26 protein-coding genes and 2 pseudogenes are annotated in these 16,023 nt (G+C 44.4%); 25 read left to right on the forward strand and 3 right to left on the reverse strand.

What is annotated here, in order from left to right; translation table 11 throughout:
- Positions 1 to 194: pseudogene (locus tag Q0614_RS00970) on the reverse strand (phosphoribosylformylglycinamidine cyclo-ligase); the annotation flags it as partial.
- Positions 195 to 267: 73 nt separating this feature from the next.
- On the opposite strand from Q0614_RS00970, the gene coaE reads away from it, so the two are divergent.
- The 3 genes from coaE to dapF all read left to right on the forward strand — a co-directional run bounded on the left by coaE (position 268) and on the right by dapF (position 2,965).
- Complete coding sequence (gene coaE / locus Q0614_RS00975) at positions 268 to 921, forward strand: dephospho-CoA kinase (RefSeq protein WP_298785886.1); 654 nt, start codon at positions 268 to 270, stop codon at positions 919 to 921.
- Positions 922 to 989: 68 nt separating this feature from the next.
- The gene (locus Q0614_RS00980; RefSeq protein WP_298785887.1) at positions 990 to 1,910 is read left to right on the forward strand and encodes a tetratricopeptide repeat protein; all 921 of its coding nucleotides are present in this window, start codon (positions 990 to 992) and stop codon (positions 1,908 to 1,910) included.
- 176 nt (positions 1,911 to 2,086) lie between these two features.
- Entirely contained in the window at positions 2,087 to 2,965 is an 879-nt protein-coding gene (dapF, locus tag Q0614_RS00985) for a diaminopimelate epimerase (RefSeq protein WP_297880894.1), read from the forward strand.
- Positions 2,966 to 4,072: 1,107 nt separating this feature from the next.
- Here the strand turns inward: dapF and Q0614_RS00990 are convergent.
- Together Q0614_RS00990 and Q0614_RS00995 are read right to left on the reverse strand one after the other, a co-directional pair.
- Entirely contained in the window at positions 4,073 to 4,408 is a 336-nt protein-coding gene (locus Q0614_RS00990) for a hypothetical protein (protein WP_298785889.1), read from the reverse strand.
- Between the two features lie 82 nt (positions 4,409 to 4,490).
- Entirely contained in the window at positions 4,491 to 5,822 is a 1,332-nt protein-coding gene (locus Q0614_RS00995; RefSeq protein WP_298785891.1) for a hypothetical protein, read from the reverse strand.
- A gap of 279 nt (positions 5,823 to 6,101) precedes the next feature.
- Between Q0614_RS00995 and rpsJ the strand changes: the two genes are divergently transcribed.
- From rpsJ to Q0614_RS01105, 22 genes and pseudogenes are all read left to right on the forward strand, one after another.
- Positions 6,102 to 6,413 carry a 30S ribosomal protein S10 gene (rpsJ, locus tag Q0614_RS01000; protein WP_005869011.1) on the forward strand — a complete coding sequence of 104 codons (312 nt, stop codon included), beginning with the start codon at positions 6,102 to 6,104 and terminating at the stop codon, positions 6,411 to 6,413.
- Positions 6,414 to 6,424: 11 nt separating this feature from the next.
- The gene (gene rplC, locus Q0614_RS01005) at positions 6,425 to 7,003 is read left to right on the forward strand and encodes a 50S ribosomal protein L3 (RefSeq protein WP_297915212.1); all 579 of its coding nucleotides are present in this window, start codon (positions 6,425 to 6,427) and stop codon (positions 7,001 to 7,003) included.
- Positions 7,000 to 7,614 (forward strand): 50S ribosomal protein L4, encoded by a 615-nt coding sequence (gene rplD, locus Q0614_RS01010; protein ID WP_297944099.1) that lies wholly within the window; start codon positions 7,000 to 7,002, stop codon positions 7,612 to 7,614. The genes rplC and rplD overlap by 4 nt, the downstream gene beginning before the upstream one ends.
- Before the next feature lies 1 nt (position 7,615).
- Entirely contained in the window at positions 7,616 to 7,897 is a 282-nt protein-coding gene (locus Q0614_RS01015; RefSeq protein ID WP_298028398.1) for a 50S ribosomal protein L23, read from the forward strand.
- Position 7,898: 1 nt separating this feature from the next.
- Entirely contained in the window at positions 7,899 to 8,729 is an 831-nt protein-coding gene (gene rplB / locus Q0614_RS01020) for a 50S ribosomal protein L2 (RefSeq protein WP_297897660.1), read from the forward strand.
- A gap of 2 nt (positions 8,730 to 8,731) precedes the next feature.
- Positions 8,732 to 9,013 carry a 30S ribosomal protein S19 gene (rpsS, locus tag Q0614_RS01025; RefSeq protein ID WP_005869002.1) on the forward strand — a complete coding sequence of 94 codons (282 nt, stop codon included), beginning with the start codon at positions 8,732 to 8,734 and terminating at the stop codon, positions 9,011 to 9,013.
- A gap of 9 nt (positions 9,014 to 9,022) precedes the next feature.
- Positions 9,023 to 9,334: pseudogene (gene rplV / locus Q0614_RS01030) on the forward strand (50S ribosomal protein L22); the annotation flags it as partial.
- A 21-nt stretch (positions 9,335 to 9,355) separates the two neighbouring features.
- The gene (gene rpsC / locus Q0614_RS01035) at positions 9,356 to 10,051 is read left to right on the forward strand and encodes a 30S ribosomal protein S3 (RefSeq protein WP_005868997.1); all 696 of its coding nucleotides are present in this window, start codon (positions 9,356 to 9,358) and stop codon (positions 10,049 to 10,051) included.
- 2 nt (positions 10,052 to 10,053) lie between these two features.
- Entirely contained in the window at positions 10,054 to 10,479 is a 426-nt protein-coding gene (gene rplP, locus Q0614_RS01040) for a 50S ribosomal protein L16 (RefSeq protein WP_005868996.1), read from the forward strand.
- Positions 10,466 to 10,648, forward strand: coding sequence for a 50S ribosomal protein L29 (gene rpmC, locus Q0614_RS01045; protein WP_005868995.1), 183 nt, complete (start codon positions 10,466 to 10,468; stop codon positions 10,646 to 10,648). Before rplP ends, rpmC begins: the two co-directional genes overlap by 14 nt.
- 9 nt (positions 10,649 to 10,657) lie before the next feature.
- Positions 10,658 to 10,909 carry a 30S ribosomal protein S17 gene (gene rpsQ / locus Q0614_RS01050; protein ID WP_005868994.1) on the forward strand — a complete coding sequence of 84 codons (252 nt, stop codon included), beginning with the start codon at positions 10,658 to 10,660 and terminating at the stop codon, positions 10,907 to 10,909.
- Positions 10,909 to 11,277 (forward strand): 50S ribosomal protein L14, encoded by a 369-nt coding sequence (gene rplN / locus Q0614_RS01055; protein ID WP_005868993.1) that lies wholly within the window; start codon positions 10,909 to 10,911, stop codon positions 11,275 to 11,277. Before rpsQ ends, rplN begins: the two co-directional genes overlap by 1 nt.
- On the forward strand, positions 11,277 to 11,510 hold the full coding sequence (gene rplX, locus Q0614_RS01060) for a 50S ribosomal protein L24 (RefSeq protein ID WP_298099106.1): 234 nt from the start codon (positions 11,277 to 11,279) through the stop codon (positions 11,508 to 11,510). Before rplN ends, rplX begins: the two co-directional genes overlap by 1 nt.
- A gap of 2 nt (positions 11,511 to 11,512) precedes the next feature.
- Entirely contained in the window at positions 11,513 to 12,058 is a 546-nt protein-coding gene (rplE, locus tag Q0614_RS01065; RefSeq protein WP_297923267.1) for a 50S ribosomal protein L5, read from the forward strand.
- A 1-nt stretch (position 12,059) separates the two neighbouring features.
- Positions 12,060 to 12,245 (forward strand): type Z 30S ribosomal protein S14, encoded by a 186-nt coding sequence (locus Q0614_RS01070; RefSeq protein WP_005868990.1) that lies wholly within the window; start codon positions 12,060 to 12,062, stop codon positions 12,243 to 12,245.
- 9 nt (positions 12,246 to 12,254) lie between these two features.
- On the forward strand, positions 12,255 to 12,650 hold the full coding sequence (gene rpsH / locus Q0614_RS01075; RefSeq protein ID WP_005868989.1) for a 30S ribosomal protein S8: 396 nt from the start codon (positions 12,255 to 12,257) through the stop codon (positions 12,648 to 12,650).
- A 77-nt stretch (positions 12,651 to 12,727) separates the two neighbouring features.
- Positions 12,728 to 13,264 (forward strand): 50S ribosomal protein L6, encoded by a 537-nt coding sequence (gene rplF, locus Q0614_RS01080; RefSeq protein WP_297941608.1) that lies wholly within the window; start codon positions 12,728 to 12,730, stop codon positions 13,262 to 13,264.
- Between the two features lie 10 nt (positions 13,265 to 13,274).
- A complete protein-coding gene (gene rplR, locus Q0614_RS01085; RefSeq protein WP_298028401.1) occupies positions 13,275 to 13,631 on the forward strand; it encodes a 50S ribosomal protein L18 in 357 nt (118 codons plus the stop codon).
- 15 nt (positions 13,632 to 13,646) lie between these two features.
- Complete coding sequence (gene rpsE, locus Q0614_RS01090; RefSeq protein ID WP_298759966.1) at positions 13,647 to 14,090, forward strand: 30S ribosomal protein S5; 444 nt, start codon at positions 13,647 to 13,649, stop codon at positions 14,088 to 14,090.
- Between the two features lie 12 nt (positions 14,091 to 14,102).
- Positions 14,103 to 14,504: a 50S ribosomal protein L15 gene (rplO, locus tag Q0614_RS01095; RefSeq protein WP_177387628.1), complete on the forward strand. Its 402-nt coding sequence runs from the start codon at positions 14,103 to 14,105 to the stop codon at positions 14,502 to 14,504.
- Positions 14,504 to 15,769, forward strand: a complete 1,266-nt coding sequence (gene secY / locus Q0614_RS01100; RefSeq protein ID WP_298785894.1) for a preprotein translocase subunit SecY — start codon at positions 14,504 to 14,506, stop codon at positions 15,767 to 15,769. Before rplO ends, secY begins: the two co-directional genes overlap by 1 nt.
- Positions 15,770 to 16,023: M24 family metallopeptidase (locus Q0614_RS01105; protein WP_298785896.1), on the forward strand; the 254-nt coding region annotated here is incomplete at its 3' end.

Consider the following 16,023-nt stretch of genomic DNA (forward strand, 5'->3'; position numbering starts at 1 on the left):
TTTGTGCCCACGCCGTCGGTGGCGCCTAGGATCGCAGGTTTTTTGTAGCCTGCAGGCAGCCTCACCGCGCCGCTAAACGAGCCGATGCCGCCTAAAACGTGCGGAGTTTGCGTCACTTTGACGAATGGTTTTATCGCCTCTACGAAGTCATTTCCCGCGTCTATATCGACGCCAGCGTCTTTGTAGCTTATCAAATTTTATCCTCCAAGATGGTATAATTTCGCAGATTTTAGCTAAAATCGAATAAAAACGCTATAAAGGCTCACCTTGAAATTTAGACACGCAGTCGTCATCACGGGCAGCATTGGTAGCGGCAAGAGTGCGGTTTGCGAGCTGCTTCGTGATCGCGGATTTGAGATTATCGATGCCGATAAGATTTCGCATGACATTTTGGATCGCTGCGCCGCGCAGATAGCTCAAATTTTCGGCGCGCAATACGTTGTGCAAAAAGACGTACAGGTTAAATTTGATGCCAGCAGAGGTGAGGAAAATTTGACCAATTCTTGCGCTTTTGTGGACCGCAAAAAACTAGGCGAGCTGGTGTTTAAAGACCCCGTGGAGCTTGCAAAGCTAGAAGCACTGCTGCATCCGAAGATAACGGCTGAAATTTTATCGCAGGCGCAGGCTTTGGAGGCGAAAGGAAAGCTTTATTTCGTTGATATTCCGCTGTTTTTCGAGGGCAAGAGGTCTGAGTTTTTTGATAAAGTGGCAGTCGTTTATGCGCCTAAAGATACGCTGATTTCGCGCGTGATGAAGCGAAACGGGCTAGATCATGCCGCTGCAAAGCACCGTGTGGAGCTACAAACTGATATAGAGCAAAAGCGCGCTATGGCGGATTTTGTGATAGATAATGGAGGCGATCTTATCGCGCTTGAGGCCGCGGTGGAGAGATTTTTAAAAGAGCTAAAAGATAAAATTTAGCCCTTTGCGCAAGAGCTCGTAAAATTTCTACGCGAATTAAGATGAATTTTAAAATAAAGGATAAAACAATGAGAATCAGCAGTCGCGCCCAAAGCGGCGCTAAATTTCAAAAATTTAAAAGCGCACCGCTTAAAGAGCGGTTGAAATTTGCGGCGCGAGCGGTTTTGCTCTCCGCGCTGTTTGCGACGGGCGCTGCGGCGGAGATCGACGATCTAAGGAAGGGCTGCGCCGCGGGGAGCGAGATGGATTGTAAAAAACTAAACCGCGTGATAAATGAGCTGCAGCGCAACTGCGACGCAGGCGGCGAGGAAAACGCGCTAGACTGCGCAAATTTGGGCTACGCATACGACTCAAATAGAAGCTTTAGGCAGGCTGCGCGCTATTACGACAGGGCGTGCAAGCTCGGCGAGCAGAAGGGCTGCGTCTATTTAGGGCTGCTCTACAACGACGGGCAGGGAGTGGCGCAGGATCGTAAGAGGGCGAATGAGCTTTTCAGCGACGCCTGCAATAAAAATAGCAGCGAGGGGTGCGCGAGCCTCGCATACAACTATAAAAAGGGACTCGGCGTCTATCCCGACGTGAAAAAGGCGATCGAGCTTTTGATCAAGGCTTGCAAAATGGGGCAAGTAGAGGCGTGCCATAACCTAGGGCTTAGCTACGCTCTCGGTGAAGGCGTGAAAAAAGATGTGGACAGGGCCAGGACATTTTTTACAAGGGCTTGCGAGCAAGGGCACATGGATTCGTGCGTAAATTTGGGCGTTACGTATTTTAAGGGCGACGGCGGGCAAAAGGATCACGCCCTTGCTGCGAAGTATTTTAGCGAGGCGTGCGAGAATGGTGGCGAGCCGCTAGCCTGCTCAAATTTAGCGTATCAATACGAAAAGGGCTGGGGCGTGACGAAAGATAAAAAGAGGGCACGCGAGCTTTATGAAAAAGCTTGCAAGCTCGGAAGATTTGATGCTTGCGAGCATTTAAAGGCTATGAGGTAGGCTCTAACATCAAGCGCGAAAGGCGCGTAATAAAATAGCTCACAAAAGAAAATGCGTTAGTAAATTGAGCCTTAGTAAAGCCTAGGAATAAGCGATACGCTTAAATTTAGATATAAGTAAAATTTTAATAAAGCGTTAGTGAGCGTTAGTAATTTTAAAAATTTGCGAGGTAGATAATGAAAATTTCAAAATATAATGCGAGCGGAAATGATTTCGTAATATTTACGGATTCAGTTAAGGCGGATAGATCCAAGCTAGCGCGTGAGCTATGTGATAGGCGCGATGGAGTAGGCGCCGACGGGCTCATCGTCGTACTACCGAAATTTAACGGTATCGAGGGGATAAATTTCGAGTGGGAATTTTATAATAGCGACGGCAGTAGCGCCGATATGTGCGGCAACGGCTCGCGAGCGGTATGCATGTATGCGTATGAAAATTTTTTGGCCGCGCAAAGTATGAAATTCCTAAGCGGCGCAGGCGTAATTAGCGGTGAAATTTTCGGTATTTTCGGCGGAAATTTGAGCGAGAGCATGCGCGGCGAGCTACGCAATGTAAGCTTCGGCGAGATTTTCAATCTGCGTCCTAACGCTCACGCGTTAGTAGCTAACGTAGAGGTAATGTTAACTCGCCCTAAGCGCCTGGGCGAGAGCTTTGAGGAGGCAGGGCTAACGTGGTATTTTTATAACACAGGAGTGCCGCACTTAGTAACTTTTGTTAGCGATTTAAATGAGTTCGACGCCGCGCTAGCCCGCGATCTGCGTGAAAAGTATAACGCTAACGTTAATTATGCGTTAGTTCAAAGTCGCCTCGCAAGCAAAATTTTAAAGGTGCGCACCTTTGAGCGTGGCGTAGAGGCAGAAACTCTCGCATGCGGTACGGGGATGGCGGCATGCTTCATCGCAGGCGTCGAAAATATGGGGCTAGCTCCCGATATCCGCGTGATACCTGCAAGCGGCGAAACGCTAAATTTGCGCTTAGGGGATGGAGGCAAAATTTACTTTCGCGGCGACGTTAGGCATACTTTCGATGGCGAATTTATTGGATACGTGGAGTAGGCAGGGCGAAATTTCGAGCCAGTTTGCGCGAGAATTCGTCAAATTTTCGAGTGTAATTTATACAAAATTTCGCTTTTCACTCCGTTTTATAAAATAATAGATTTGCAATACGACATTGGAATTTTAAAATTTTATGATGATGAAATTTTGGAATTTTCGTGGATAGTTTGTGTGAGAATTTTAATTGCGAAGTAAAATTTGCCGTCTCACTGCAAAATTTAATTCCTAAATTTCGGAATTTTATGAAATAAAATTTTAAGATTTCAGCGCACGGAATTTTGCTACTAAGTTTGAAATTTTTTGATTGAATTCTGCACTTGCATTGCGCTAATTTAGGCTTCTGCGGAATTTAAGCGTTATAGCGTTATAAAATTTATGCTCTAACCCGCTCTTTTGGTTTATGATTTTTGCTGCCACCGCAAAAAATCCGCCGTGTTCGCACGAGTGAAATTCCGCCACTGATAGCAGAAAGCGCAACATCAAGCGCAAATCCTCGGCGCGGGTAAAACTGTCATTGACGATAAAGGCTGGATTTATAGATGCGGCAATTCTTGAAGTGCGGTAGAATTTACTAACGACGATAAAAGCATAGTGTAGTTACGGCAAAATTTAAAATTTGCGCCCGCCGAATTCTGCCGAGCCGTCATTTTGTCGTTTAAATTTTAAATTCCATCCGCGTCGGTTTCGTCGAAACTAGGCATAAAGCCTGATGATTAACTCTCTGGCGAGCGCTAAAATCACGACGAAGATTGTAAATTTTAATAAAGATTTTTGTCGCATTGTGACGAGCATAGCGATGCCAAATAAAACGAGCGCAATGTCTAAAAATGTATCTTTCATATGCTTAATTGAAATTTAATCAAAATGCTAAGTATGATAAGAAGTATTATAAAGCGCAAGATTGAGCGCATGGAGGATAGATCACCAAATTCTTTGTCATATTCCTTTTTTACCTCCCACTCAGCTTTCCATGCGAACATTTTTACTATAAAATCCAGCATTTTCATCTCCTTTTTTTAAGGCGAGTCGCATAAAAATGAAATTCTGTCGCTCCACGTGAAATTAAAGAATTCTATCTAATTGGCGCTTAAAATTTTTAATTTTGGGCTATTTGTCGGCGTTTTGGACGAGCACTTTTTCGTATTTTTCGATAAAGCTTCGCCCTGCCTCGCATAGGCGGTAGATGAAAATCTTCGACGCCTTGCCCGCATCAAGCCCCGTATCCTTAATGCTTTCGCGCTGCAGATAGCCCCAGTTTTTATGAATTATATCAAGAGTCGATTTGACCGAGGTGTAGTTGCGCCCACTCGCAGCTGCGAATTCGTTTACGGGACTCATAAACTCCGCATCGCTTTGCTTATTGCGACATAAAAGTCCCCCTTTACCTTGTGATTCGACCAGTTTTAGCGTTTCATAAATGAGTTTGTCTTTTAATTTGATCATCGGCTTTCCCTTGCGTAATTGATATGGGTTTGCCAAAATTATATCATAAAATTTATATTTTTATGATATGAAATGTCAATAATTAGAAGCTAAGCACGAACTCATGAAACGGCACGACATCGCAGCGAATACCCTCAATCTCGAGCCTACCGGAGTTTGCCATAGAAACGACTTTTAAGCTCGTGATACCGAGTCTCTTGAGCGCGCTTAAGATTTTGCGGAATTTTAAAAAGATGATGTCTGCGTCGCTGAAAGGAATGACGAGAACCCCCATTTTTAGAGCAGGCAGGTAAAAATCCAGCTCTTTTGTGTAAAAAATCGGCGTATTTAGCCCCAAAAGCTCGCAAAAAAGGACGTTGGCAAATTTTTTCGAGAAGTCCTTTTTGCTTGTTAAAATTTCTCGCATATTAAAATGTGAAAAATATAGTTTTTTTGCGCGCGCGGGCTCGCCCGCTTTGCTTAAAAATCTGATGAAATTTTCCCGCTCAAGTTTGGCGATAGTGCCGTATACGGCGTCTTTGGAGATCTTGATGCGCGGCTTTAGCGCGGTGTAAATTTTATTTGCGCTAAATGCGGCGTGGACGAAGCTTAGGCACTCTTTGAGGATTAAAATTTCCGTGCGGCTAAAGTTTGCCGTAAGCAGACTCTGCTCGAATTCTAAAATTTCGGCAGGCGCTATGAAGGGATTTTTTGCGCCGCCGCCTTGGGCTAAAAACGCCGAAATCATCGAGTTTATCTCGTTGTGGCGCTTATCGAAGGCGATAAATTCTTCAAATGAAAGCGGCAAAAGCTCAAGCCGCTCAAAGCCCGGCAGGACCAACTCTTTATCGCGAGTAGAGATGATAAAACGCTTTAAATTTAGCCCCCCAGCGAAGCTTTGAAGCGATGAAATTTCAAAATCGGCGCTACTAAAATTATCCAAAAAAAGCGATGAAATTTGCTCGTTGGCGGCTAAAAATTCTTTGATCTCGCGGAAGAAATTCTCGCTCCTGCTTTTTGCGCCATCGGACTCCGCATTTTTTGCGTTGTTTGAGCCATTTGCGCTTGCGTTTTTTGTATCTGTATTTTTTACGGCGGCGCGGTAAAATTCGCCCGTATCCGAAATTTCCGCGTCTAACGTAGCTTCTCTACTTATTTCATATTCATTTGCTGCGCTAGCCTTTGTATTGTCCGCACTATTTCTAGCCACAAAAATTCCATCATTCGCTACCGCCTCTTCAAGGCGTAGATCGGCTAAATTTAGGTACAAAATTTCATCTTTTTTAAGTTCCGAAATTTCATTTTTCAGCACGGCGCTTTTGCCGGAATTTAGCACTCCGTATATTATAGTTTTGGGAGAGTTTATACCTCTTTTGCGCGGGATAAAGCCCGCAAATTCCGGTGGATTTTCGTAAAAAAATTTTAGATCATTCATGGCGAGTATTTTAAAATTTTCCTTATTAAAAGGAAATAAATCTGAAAAATCCTATGAAATTTTTATATCTATTTCAAATTTATCTAAAATTTTTGTATTGAAAATTTCCAGCACCCTAAAAATTTTCGAAATTCTATATATTTTTCCTTATTAAAAGGAAATATTTCCATAAAATTTGGCTATTTTCTTGACAAAGCCGGAGCGCTTTTATATAATGTGCGTCTTTTGTTTGAAACAAAAGGTCGCGCGTTGCGACAAGTTCTTTATTAAGGAAAAGTGATGCAAAAAATTAGGTTAAAACTCAAGGCTTATGACCATCGAGTTTTAGATCGCACAGTTTCGGCTATCGTTGAAGCCGTAAAAAGAACAGGTGCGGACGTCAGAGGTCCCGTGCCGATGCCTACGAAGATTAAACGCTACACCGTTTTAAGATCTCCGCACGTAAATAAAGACTCCAGAGAGCAGTTTGAGATGAAAATTCACGCTCGTATGCTAGACATCGTAGCGGCTACGCCAGATACGGTTGATTCGCTAACTAAGCTTGATTTGGCTCCGGAAGTCAACGTCGAAGTTCACGCGATGGGCAAATAAGGGGTAAAACAATGGAATATATTGTAGAAAAAATAGGTATGAGTAGGACGATCGACACGAGCAGCACGCCCGTGACTCTTTTGCGACTTATCAATACCAAAATTTGCGAAGTTTGCGATGAGAAAAAAGCTATCGTAGCCTACGCAGACGGAAAAGCGTATAACAAAGCTATCGCCGGAATTCAAAAGAAATATAGCCTAAGCAAGGAATTTAATAAATTTGCGACTCTAAGCTTAGAAAATGCCGAGCTTGGCGATCAAAATTTAGATGTTTTGAGCGAAGCCAAGATCGTCAAAGTAAGCTTTAAATCCAAGGGTAAAGGTTATCAGGGTGTCATTAAGCGCCATGGCTTTGCGGGCGGTCCTGCAGCGCACGGCAGCCGCTTTCACCGAAGACCGGGCTCGATCGGCAACTGCGAGTGGCCGGGTCGCGTTCAGCCTGGTATGAGGATGGCGGGGCACACTGGAAACGAAACGATCACTGCTAAAAACGAAGTCGTAAGCTTTGATGCCGAGAATAAAATTTTAGTGCTTAAAGGCTCGGTTCCTGGATTTAACGGCGCAATGGGCAGAATAAGGATAGTAAAATGAGTAAAGTAAGCGTGCTTAACGAAAAACTGGAAAAAGCAAGCGAAATTGAAATTCCTGTGAAATTTTCGGAAGTCAATTCGCACAATCTATATTTGTACGTCAAATCTTACCTTGCTTCGCTTCGTGCAAATACGGCTAACGCTAAAACTCGCGCGGAAGTTAGCGGCGGCGGCAAAAAACCATGGCGACAAAAGGGTCGCGGCGGCGCTAGAGCGGGCTCAACGAGAACCAATGTCTGGGTAGGCGGCGCGGTCGCATTCGGTCCAACTAATGAGCGAAATTACGAGCAGAAGGTCAATAAAAAGCAAAAACGCCTTGCGTTGGAATTTGCTATCAATGAGAAAGCAAACGAGGGTAAAATTTTTATATTCGATGATTTGGAGCTAAAAAGCGGTAAAACCAAAGATGCGGCAAATTTTATTAAGAAACTGGGCGTTAGAGATGCGCTAATCGTTAAAAACGAGCTGGACGCGCAAACTCTTTTGGCCTATAGAAATCTAAAAAATTGCTATGTCATCGATGCAAGCGAGGTCAATGCTTACCTAATCGCAGTTTACGGCTCGGTCGTATTCGAAAAAGCGGCATTTGAATCAATAGTGAAAGAGGACTAAAATGGCAGATATAACAGATATCAAAACGATCCTTTATACGGAAAAGTCTCTCGGTCTTCAAGAAAACGGCGTGGTCGTTATCCAAACTAGCCCGTCGGTTACGAAAAACGGACTAAAGAGCGTTTTGAAGAACTATTTCGGGATTACTCCGCTAAAGATAAATTCTTTAAGACAAGATGGCAAAGTAAAAAGATTTAAAGGCAGAACTGGCGCTAGAAACGATGTGAAAAAATTCTACGTCAAACTACCTGAAGGCGTAAGCCTAGAAAGCGTGGAGGCGTAAAATGGCGATTAAAACTTATAAACCCTATACTCCAAGTAGAAGATTTATGACCGGGCTTAGCAGCGAGGATATCACTGCAAAAGCTAGCGTTAGAGGCTTGCTCGTTAAAATTCCTGCCGCTGCCGGAAGGAACAATAACGGTCGCATTACTAGCCGCCATAAACAAGCAGGAGCTGCTAAACTTTATAGAATTATCGATTTTAAGCGAAATAAATTCGGCGTTGCCGGCAAGGTCGAGGCGATCGAATACGATCCGAATCGCAACTGCCGTATCGCGCTGATCTCATACGCAGACGGCGAGAAGCGCTACATCATCAAGCCTAACGATCTTAAAGTGGGCGACGTGGTAGCCGCTGCCGAGGGCGGATTAGATATTAAACCTGGCAACGCGATGAAGATGAAAAATATCCCTGTGGGAACTATCCTGCATAATATCGAGTTAAAACCGGGCAAAGGTGCTCAAATGGCACGTAGCGCTGGAGGCTATGCTCAGCTTATGGGTAAAGAGGAAAAATATGTCATTTTACGTCTGCCTAGCGGCGAGATGAGAAGAGTGCTCGCAGAGTGCATGGCTAGTATCGGCGTAGTGGGTAACGAAGAGTGGGCAAACGTCGTCATCGGTAAAGCCGGACGCAATCGCCACAGAGGTATCCGTCCTCAAACCAGAGGTTCTGCAATGAACCCGGTCGATCACCCACACGGCGGTGGCGAGGGTAAGAAAAACTCCGGCCGCCATCCGGTAACTCCGTGGGGCAAACCGACGAAGGGTTATAAAACTCGCCATAAAAAAGCGAGCGATAAGCTTATAATTTCAAGAAGGAAAGGAAAATAAAAATGGCTAGATCGCTAAAAAAAGGTCCTTTCGTAGATGATCACGTAATGAAAAAAGTCGTTGCGGCAAAGAAAGCCGGCGATAACAAACCGATCAAGACTTGGTCGAGACGAAGCACGATCGTGCCTGAGATGATCGGACTTACGTTTAACGTTCATAACGGAAAGAATTTTATCCCGGTTTACGTCACCGAGCATCATATCGGTTATAAATTAGGCGAGTTCGCTCCTACACGCACTTTCAAGGGCCACAAAGGCTCCGTGCAGAAAAAGATCGGCAAGTAAGGATAGAATATGAGTAAATCAACTATTAAATTTGTTCGCCTTTCGCCGACAAAAGCAAGACTTATCGCAAAACAAATTCAAGGCATGAATGCGGAATTTGCCCTTGCTACTTTAGAATTTACGCCTAATCGCGGCGCGAAATATATCGCTACGGCGATTTCAAGCGCGGTCGCAAACGGCGGCTTTGAGCCTGAAGAGGTCGTAGTTACAAGCTGCCGAGTGGATGCGGGTCCCGTGCTTAAGAGATTTCGTCCGCGCGCCAGAGGTACGGCTAGCCGTATCCGCAAGCCTACTTCGCACATTATCGTCGAAGTAGCAAAACCAAGTAAGAAGGAAGCGTAAATGGGACAGAAAGTAAATCCGATCGGTTTAAGATTAGGAATTAATCGAAATTGGGAGTCTAGATGGTTTCCTTCTAAAGCGACGCTTTCCGAGAGTATCGGCGAGGATTATAAGATCCGCAAATTTTTAAAAGCTAAGCTTTATTATGCGGGAATTAGCCAAATTTTGATCGAAAGAACGGCTAAGAAAATTCGCGTAACGATCGTAGCCGCAAGGCCGGGTATCATCATCGGCAAAAAAGGCGGTGAGGTCGAAAATTTAAGAAGCGAAGTCGTTAAGCTAGTCAATAAAGACATAGCCATTAATATCAAAGAGGAGCGCAAAGTAGGCTCGAACGCACTTTTGGCTGCGGAAAACGTAGCTATGCAGCTAGAGCGTCGCGTTGCATTCCGCCGCGCTATGAAAAAAGTCATCCAAGGCGCTCAAAAAGCAGGCGCAAAGGGAATTAAAATTTGCGTCGCAGGTCGCTTGGGCGGTGCGGAGATGGCTAGAACCGAATGGTATTTGGAGGGACGCGTTCCGCTTCATACTCTAAGGGCTAGGATCGATTACGGCTTTGCCGAAGCGCATACGACCTACGGTAATATCGGCATTAAGGTTTGGATCTTTAAGGGTGAAATTTTACAAAAAGGCATCCAGGCCGAAAAGACCGACGATGCGCCTAAAAAAACACGTAGACCAAGAAGAGGTAAATAGTTATGTTGATGCCAAAAAGAACAAAATACCGCAAGATGATGAAAGGTCGCAATCGCGGCTATGCGACGAGAGGAAATTCCTTGACGTTCGGCGATTTCGGTATCAAAGCGGTAGAGGCGGGTAGGGTAAATTCTCGCCAGATCGAAGCGGCTCGTGTCGCGATGACGCGCTTCGTGAATCGTCAAGCTAAAATTTGGATTAAGGTATTCCCAGACAAACCGCTTACCAAAAAACCTCTACAAACTCGTATGGGTAAGGGTAAGAGCGGCGTAGAAGAGTGGGTAATGAATATAAAACCGGGCAGGATCATTTTCGAGATGACCGGCGTTAGCGAAGAGGTTGCTAAAGAGGCGCTTATGCTTTCGATTCATAAACTACCTTTTAAAACGAAAATCGTAAGTAGGGAAAGCGAAAATGAAATATACTGATTTGAAAGATAAAGATTTGGCTGAGCTAAATTCTATGTTGAAACAAAGTAAGTTGCTTTTATTTACGGCTAGACAAAAGCTAAAAACTATGCAGCTAAGCAATCCTAACGAGATTCGCGCTATCAAAAAAGATATCGCTAGAATCAACACCGCTATTAAAGCGAAATAAGGATAGGTTATGGCATTTAAAAGAGAAATTCAAGGCGTAGTCGTAAAGAAGGCGGGCGATAAAACAGCTACCGTTTTGGTAGAGCGAAGGGTTATGCACCCTAGATATAGAAAGATCGTAAAAAGATTTAAAAAATATCTGATCCACGATGAGAACAACGTCGTAAAGATCGGCGATACCATATCTGCGATCGAGTGCAGACCGCTAAGCGCTAGAAAATCGTTTCGCTTAAAAGCGGTTTTGAAAACAGGAGTTGAATAATGATACAGAGTTTTACCAGACTTGCGGTAGCTGATAATAGCGGCGCAAAAGAACTTATGTGTATTAAAGTTTTGGGCGGCAGCAAAAGAAGATACGCCACAATCGGCGATATTATCGTTTGCTCTGTAAAAAAAGCGCTCCCTAACGGCAAGATTAAGCGCGGTCAAGTAGTAAAAGCCGTAGTCGTTCGTACGACTAAAGAGTTGCACAGAGGCAACGGCTCGCTAATTAGATTCGATGAGAACGCAGCCGTTATTCTGGATTCAAAAAAAGAGCCGATCGGCACTCGTATTTTCGGTCCTATCGGTAGAGAGGTCAGATACGGCGGTTTTATGAAGATCGTTTCGCTGGCTCCGGAGGTTTTATAATGGCAGTAAAATTTAAGATTAAAAAAGGCGATCAAGTAAAGATCATCGCAGGTGACGATAAGGGTAAAACAGGCATCGTTAAGGCAGTGTTTCCTAAAAAAGCTCAAGTTATCGTCGAGGGTTGTAAAATGGCTAAAAAGGCTATCAAACCAACCGAGCAAAATCCGCAAGGCGGCTTTACAAGCAAAGAGATGCCTATGGATATTTCAAACGTTGCGTTGGTAGAGGGTTGATTATGAGCAGACTAAAAGATAAATACGCTAATTCCATCAGAGCTGCTTTGCAGAAAGAATTTGATATAAAAAATCCTATGCTTATCCCGGCGCTTGAAAAGATCGTTATCAGCGTAGGAACGGGCGAGTCGAGTAAAGATCAAAAAGTGCTTCAAAATATGGCCGATACTATCTCGCTGATCGCAGGCCAAAAAGCGCTTATCGTCAATGCAAAAAAATCGGTTGCCGGCTTTAAAGTGCGCGAAGGTTTCCCGGTAGGTATAATGGTTACGTTACGAAAGGAGCAGATGTTTGCCTTCCTAGACAAACTGATCTCTATCGCGCTTCCTAGAGTTAAGGATTTCCGAGGACTACCTAGAGCGGGTTTTGACGGACGCGGCAATTACAACTTCGGCTTGCAAGAGCAGCTAATGTTCCCTGAGGTCGAATACGATCAAATTTTAAGAACTCACGGTATGAATATAACCGTCGTAACGACTACAAATAACGATAAAGAGGCATTTAAATTGCTAGAGTTATTCGGCATGCCTTTTGCAAAAGGAAAATGATATGGCAAAAAAATCAATGGTAGCCAAGGCGAAACGCCCCGCTAAATTTAGCACTCGCGCATATACCAGATGTCAAATTTGCGGTCGTCCGCACTCCGTTTATAAGGATTTTGGAATTTGTCGCGTTTGCCTTCGCAAGATGGCAAACGAGGGCTTGATCCCAGGTCTAAAAAAAGCAAGCTGGTAAGGAGAAGAGATGATTAACGATCTTATTTCAGATGGACTAACTCGCATCAGAAATGCTGCGATGCGAAGGCTAGATACGACTAAGCTTTTTCACTCAAACGTAGTCGAGGCTATGCTTAAAATTTTAGCCGAGAAGGGCTATATCGAGAGCTACAACGTAGTAGAGGAAAACAATAAAAAGATCATCAACGTAGTGCTTAAATACGATGAAAAGGGCAGGAGTGTGATAAACGAAGTTAAAAGAATTTCGACTCCGGGTCGCCGCGTATATCAAGGCAAAGATGAGATCAAGCGCTTCAAAAACGGCTATGGAACCGTCGTCGTTAGCACAAGTAAAGGCGTTATGAGCGGTATCGACGCGCACAAAGCGGGCGTCGGCGGCGAAGTGCTTTGCACGATCTGGTAAGAAGTTTCTACTTTTTATGGCATTGTGGTATCCATTCGTAAAAGTAGACATACCCTAGACAAATAAAAAGGAAAATTATGTCAAGAATTGGTAAAAAACCGATCTCTATTCCAAGCGGCTTAGAGGTCAAAATAGACGGCTCGTCGTTAAAATTTAAAAAATCGAATAACGAAAAAGAGCTTGATTTAAAAGGTCATGTCGATGTAAAAATCGAAGACGGAAAGATAGAATTCTCACCTAAGGGCGAGGATAGACAGAGCAGGGCGTATTGGGGAACATACCGCGCTTTAGCCAACAATATCGTCCTTGGTCTTACCGAGGGCTTTTCAAAACAGCTCGAAATCAACGGCGTCGGCTACAGAGCTGCGATGAAAGGCAAGGTGCTTGAGCTAAATTTGGGCTTTTCGCATCCGATAAATTTTGAATCTCCAAAGGGAATTGAAATTTCCGTAGATAAAAACGTCGTAACCATCAAAGGCGACGACAAGCAGCAAGTAGGTCAAGTAGCAGCCGAGATCAGAGGATTCAGACCGCCTGAGCCATACAAGGGTAAAGGCATCAAGTATCTTGAAGAGCATATCATCCGCAAAGCCGGAAAAACAGCTAAGAAATAAGGGTTGAGAAATGACACAGAACGTATTAAAAAGAAAGATCTCTTTAAGAATCAAGAGAAAAAGAAGAATTCGCGCTAAAATTTCAGGCGTCGCATCTTGCCCTAGAATTTCTATTTTCAAATCCAATAGAACCGTTTACGCTCAGGCTATCGACGACGCGGCGAGCGTAACTTTGTGCGCCAGCAGCGGCAAGGTTTTAAATTTAAAGGCGAACAAAGAGGGCGCGGCTAGCCTAGCTAAAGATTTAGCTTCCAAGCTAAAGGATAAAGGCATTTCTGAAGCGATTTTCGATCGCAATGGCTATTTGTATCATGGCGTAATCGCAAGCTTTGCCGAGTCGCTACGCCAAAACGGCATCAAACTATAACCCAAAGGAATGATTGTGGAAAAGTATAATAGAGAAGAATTCGAAGAGGTAATCGTCAATATCGGTAGGGTTACGAAGGTCGTTAAGGGCGGTAGAAGGTTTAGATTTACCGCGCTCGTAGTGGTAGGTAACAGAAACGGTCTAGTAGGCTTTGGCTTCGGCAAATCCAAAGAGGTTCCAGACGCGATTAAAAAGGCGGTAGACGATGCGTTTAAAAATATCATCAAGGTAAATTTAAACGGCTCTACCATCACTCACGATATTGAAGTTAAATACAATGCGAGCAAAATTTTACTTAAGCCGGCGAGCGAAGGTACCGGCGTTATCGCAGGCGGCTCCGTGCGCCCGGTTTTAGAACTTGCGGGTGTTAAAGATATCCTCACCAAATCGCTAGGTTCGAACAACTCCTCAAATGTCGTAAGAGCTACGATGAAAGCTCTTAGTATGTTAAAACACTAACAAGGATAAAAGATGGGATTAGAAAATCTTAAAAAAGCCCCAGGCTCGACTCACGCTACTAAGCGCTTGGGTCGCGGTCAAGGAAGTGGCCTAGGTAAAACTGCGGGTCGCGGTGGCAAGGGTCAGACCGCGCGTACCGGCTCTCATGAAAAAAGAGGCTTCGAGGGCGGTCAGCAGCCGATTCAGCGAAGGCTTCCAAAGGTAGGTTTTACTTCTAAATTTGAAAAACCTTACGTGATTAACGTCGATAAAATCGAAGCCATCAAAGATCTTAGCGAGATCACGGTCGAAAGCATCAAGTCAGTTCATAAAATTTCAAATTCCGTTAAAAAGATCAAGCTGATCGGCGTAGGCGCAAAAGCACTCGCTAGCAAGATTAAAGACGAGAACGTAAAATTTAGCGGACAAAAATAATGAATAAATCGCTACGCAACAAAATTCTCATTACTTTGGGCTTTCTTTTTGCCTATAGGTTGCTAGCTTACGTGCCGGTTCCGGGAGTGGACGTTGAGGTTATAAAGCAATTTTTTCAAAGCAATAGCAACAACGCTTTTGGAATGTTTAATATGTTTAGCGGTAACGCGGCGGAGCGATTCAGCGTTATCTCGCTAGGCATTATGCCTTATATTACCGCTTCGATCATTATGGAGCTGCTCGCCGCGACCTTCCCAAATTTAGGCAAGCTCAAAAAAGAGCGCGACGGTATGCAGAAATATATGCAGATCATCCGATACGCCACCATCGCAATCGCTATGGTTCAATCCATCGGCGTTAGCATCGGTTTACAGGGCATCCACGGACAGACCGGAGCGCCTGCGATAATGGCGGAGAATACCAACGAGTTTGTTTTCATCTCGTGCATTTCGATGCTGGCAGGCACCATGCTTTTGATGTGGATCGGCGAGCAGATTACGCAGCGCGGCGTCGGTAACGGCACTAGCCTTATTATCTTTGCAGGTATCGTAAGTGCCATCCCTAGAGCGATCGGAAGTACTGTAAATTTAGTAAATACCGGTGAGATGAACGTTTTAAAGCTAATCGCGATCGTGCTAATCATCCTGGCTACTATCGGGGCAATTTTATATGTGGAGCTAGGTGAACGCAGAATTCCGGTATCGTTTTCGCGCAAGGTATTGATGGCGAATCAAAACAAGCGCATTATGAACTATGTGCCGATCAAGCTAAATTTAAGCGGCGTCATTCCGCCTATTTTTGCAAGCGCAATTTTGATGTTTCCGACCACTATTTTGCAGGCAAGCACCAATCCGATCATCCAAAAGATCCACGATTTCTTAAGCCCGAGCAACTACTTTTTTAACTTCCTAACTTTTGTTTTGGTCGTGTTTTTTGCGTATTTTTACGCATCGATTGCGTTTAATTCAAAAGATATAAGCGAAAATTTAAAGAAGCAGGGCGGATTTATCCCGGGTATTCGTCCGGGCGAGGGAACGGCGAGCTTTTTAAACGAAGTCGCTAGCCGCCTTACGTTTTGGGGCTCGATCTATCTCGGCCTCGTAACCGTCATCCCGTGGCTGCTCGTTAAATTTATGGGCGTACCGTTTTATTTCGGCGGCACTAGCGTGCTGATCGTCGTCTCCGTCGCACTCGATACGATGAGGCGCATCGAAGCGCAGATCTATATGAATAAATATCAGACCCTAAGCGCGGTCGGATTATAAATGGCGATTTTGCTTAAAACAAAAAAAGATTTAGAGGGGCTTCGCGCGGCGAACAGGATCGTCGCGCAAGCCCTTGATTACGCAGCTTCATTCATAAAGCCGGGTCTTAGCCTACTCGAAGTCGATAAAAAGATCGACGATTTCATCACTTCAAAGGGCGCGTATCCCGCTTTTAAAGGGTTATACGGCTTTCCAAACGCCGCCTGCCTCTCGCTAAACGAGGTCATCATCCACGGCATCCCAGACGAAACGAT

The organism is uncultured Campylobacter sp., assembly GCF_937997595.1.
In the GTDB taxonomy this organism is placed as follows: Bacteria; Campylobacterota; Campylobacteria; order Campylobacterales; family Campylobacteraceae; genus Campylobacter_B.

What these genes read in the sequence shown, in the direction of transcription:
- rpmC (WP_005868995.1), top strand. Translation starts at nt 10,466, where the DNA reads ATGAAATATACTGATTTGAAAGATAAAGATTTGGCTGAGCTAAATTCT.
- rpsQ (WP_005868994.1), top strand. Translation starts at nt 10,658, where the DNA reads ATGGCATTTAAAAGAGAAATTCAAGGCGTAGTCGTAAAGAAGGCGGGC.
- rplX (WP_298099106.1), top strand. Translation starts at nt 11,277, where the DNA reads ATGGCAGTAAAATTTAAGATTAAAAAAGGCGATCAAGTAAAGATCATC.
- rplP (WP_005868996.1), top strand. Translation starts at nt 10,054, where the DNA reads ATGTTGATGCCAAAAAGAACAAAATACCGCAAGATGATGAAAGGTCGC.
- Q0614_RS00995 (WP_298785891.1), bottom strand. Translation starts at nt 5,822, where the DNA reads ATGAATGATCTAAAATTTTTTTACGAAAATCCACCGGAATTTGCGGGC.
- Q0614_RS00980 (WP_298785887.1), top strand. Translation starts at nt 990, where the DNA reads ATGAGAATCAGCAGTCGCGCCCAAAGCGGCGCTAAATTTCAAAAATTT.
- secY (WP_298785894.1), top strand. Translation starts at nt 14,504, where the DNA reads ATGAATAAATCGCTACGCAACAAAATTCTCATTACTTTGGGCTTTCTT.
- dapF (WP_297880894.1), top strand. Translation starts at nt 2,087, where the DNA reads ATGAAAATTTCAAAATATAATGCGAGCGGAAATGATTTCGTAATATTT.
- rplC (WP_297915212.1), top strand. Translation starts at nt 6,425, where the DNA reads ATGGAATATATTGTAGAAAAAATAGGTATGAGTAGGACGATCGACACG.
- rplR (WP_298028401.1), top strand. Translation starts at nt 13,275, where the DNA reads ATGACACAGAACGTATTAAAAAGAAAGATCTCTTTAAGAATCAAGAGA.
- Q0614_RS01015 (WP_298028398.1), top strand. Translation starts at nt 7,616, where the DNA reads ATGGCAGATATAACAGATATCAAAACGATCCTTTATACGGAAAAGTCT.
- rplN (WP_005868993.1), top strand. Translation starts at nt 10,909, where the DNA reads ATGATACAGAGTTTTACCAGACTTGCGGTAGCTGATAATAGCGGCGCA.
- Q0614_RS00990 (WP_298785889.1), bottom strand. Translation starts at nt 4,408, where the DNA reads ATGATCAAATTAAAAGACAAACTCATTTATGAAACGCTAAAACTGGTC.
- rpsJ (WP_005869011.1), top strand. Translation starts at nt 6,102, where the DNA reads ATGCAAAAAATTAGGTTAAAACTCAAGGCTTATGACCATCGAGTTTTA.
- rpsS (WP_005869002.1), top strand. Translation starts at nt 8,732, where the DNA reads ATGGCTAGATCGCTAAAAAAAGGTCCTTTCGTAGATGATCACGTAATG.
- rpsC (WP_005868997.1), top strand. Translation starts at nt 9,356, where the DNA reads ATGGGACAGAAAGTAAATCCGATCGGTTTAAGATTAGGAATTAATCGA.
- rplB (WP_297897660.1), top strand. Translation starts at nt 7,899, where the DNA reads ATGGCGATTAAAACTTATAAACCCTATACTCCAAGTAGAAGATTTATG.
- rplE (WP_297923267.1), top strand. Translation starts at nt 11,513, where the DNA reads ATGAGCAGACTAAAAGATAAATACGCTAATTCCATCAGAGCTGCTTTG.
- rpsH (WP_005868989.1), top strand. Translation starts at nt 12,255, where the DNA reads ATGATTAACGATCTTATTTCAGATGGACTAACTCGCATCAGAAATGCT.
- rplF (WP_297941608.1), top strand. Translation starts at nt 12,728, where the DNA reads ATGTCAAGAATTGGTAAAAAACCGATCTCTATTCCAAGCGGCTTAGAG.
- Q0614_RS01070 (WP_005868990.1), top strand. Translation starts at nt 12,060, where the DNA reads ATGGCAAAAAAATCAATGGTAGCCAAGGCGAAACGCCCCGCTAAATTT.
- rplO (WP_177387628.1), top strand. Translation starts at nt 14,103, where the DNA reads ATGGGATTAGAAAATCTTAAAAAAGCCCCAGGCTCGACTCACGCTACT.
- rplD (WP_297944099.1), top strand. Translation starts at nt 7,000, where the DNA reads ATGAGTAAAGTAAGCGTGCTTAACGAAAAACTGGAAAAAGCAAGCGAA.